Here is a 1331-nt window from a genome sequence, read left to right on the forward strand (position 1 = left end):
CTATAAATGAGCAAATTTAAAAAATTGCACAAAACTACACTGCGAATTTCATAAATGAATCAAAATCATTACTTTCCTTTGCGCATTGAAAAAGATAATGATACTTTTCTAGCTGAATGGTATCACAGATTTTATGATATCCAGTTTCAAACGAGCAGAACCTACCAGTACCTGCTACACACAGGAAATGTGCCAGTGACATAAGCAGCCAGTACCTTTTGATCCCCTGTGCAGAGCGGATCTGATAGCCGTCCAGTGCCAGCTTCTCCTTACACTGGCGGAAAAATACTTCGATCGGCCATCGACACACATACCAGGAAAGGATCTCCTGTGTAGATAGGGCTACATTTGTACTAATAAAAGCACGCAATGCTTTGGGATTACCAAATGCTGTTTCCGGATAACTCAAAAGAACTATCGCATTTTCTATGCCGTTGAGGTTTCCCTCGTACCGGTACACATAATAGTTTCGTTTTTTGACTGTCACAAGGTCAAATTCACGAGGTGTAACAGACAATTCGGCGGCCAGCTCACGAAGTTTCTTTTTCATTCCCGATGGATACAGCAAACGGTTTGTTTTCAAAGCACCGATGGTATGGAACCCTCTCTGTGCAAAGGTATTGATGATTTTTTCAGAAACATACCAGCAGTCACAAAGAAAATAGGACATGACCGGTGGAACAGGCAGCTCCTTTGCAATGCTTTGTACAATGTCAATCTTGGAAATTGACTTATTGTACATTACAAAAGCATAGTTCAGAACAATACCATTGCAGGAAAGCATAACAGCAACTGCCTGATGCCCGTAATCCTGTTTTCCCTTTAAATGGGATTGGTGAAAATACGCATCTTCAATCGGATGTAAAGCCCGTGACGAAGGCTTTGTCTTTGAAGCGATCGTATCGTCCACAATACAGAAAACAGGATTTCCGGTGCGTGCTGCTTCTGAATAAATAATCTCAATGACAGAGCATTTTAACGTATCTGAAAGTAAGGAATCCTCCCATTTTCCGGAATTGAGGAAATGGGCAATCGTCGTTCTGTGACAGGAACTGTTTTTAGCAAAGTCCGTGGTTTTTCCATGGTATCCTGAAAGAAATATGCTAATCAGGATGCTCATGAGGTGGTTCACCACTCGATTTGAATAAAATTTGCATAAGTTTAATTTTTTAAACTGGTTGTATATGAATGAGGAATGATGTATAGTATTTGCGAGAGACACCTTCTTTCGTAAATGTTGCAAATGTTTGTTTTGTCACTTTCATTATACAACACTATCGAATTTAAGGTGTCTTTCTTTTATGCAAAATCACGAACTTGCTCATTTATAG

General features: G+C 39.7%; 1 protein-coding gene. It reads right to left on the reverse strand.

Annotated elements, in window-relative coordinates; genetic code table 11:
* Positions 1-34: 34 nt before the first annotated feature.
* Complete coding sequence (locus I2H87_RS13700; protein WP_456299355.1) at positions 35-1222, reverse strand: IS701 family transposase; 1188 nt, start codon at positions 1220-1222, stop codon at positions 35-37.
* Positions 1223-1331: the final 109 nt, after the last annotated feature.

Origin of the sequence: Mediterraneibacter glycyrrhizinilyticus (assembly GCF_015560805.1) — a bacterium.
Taxonomy (GTDB): domain Bacteria; phylum Bacillota; class Clostridia; order Lachnospirales; family Lachnospiraceae; genus Schaedlerella; species Schaedlerella glycyrrhizinilytica_A.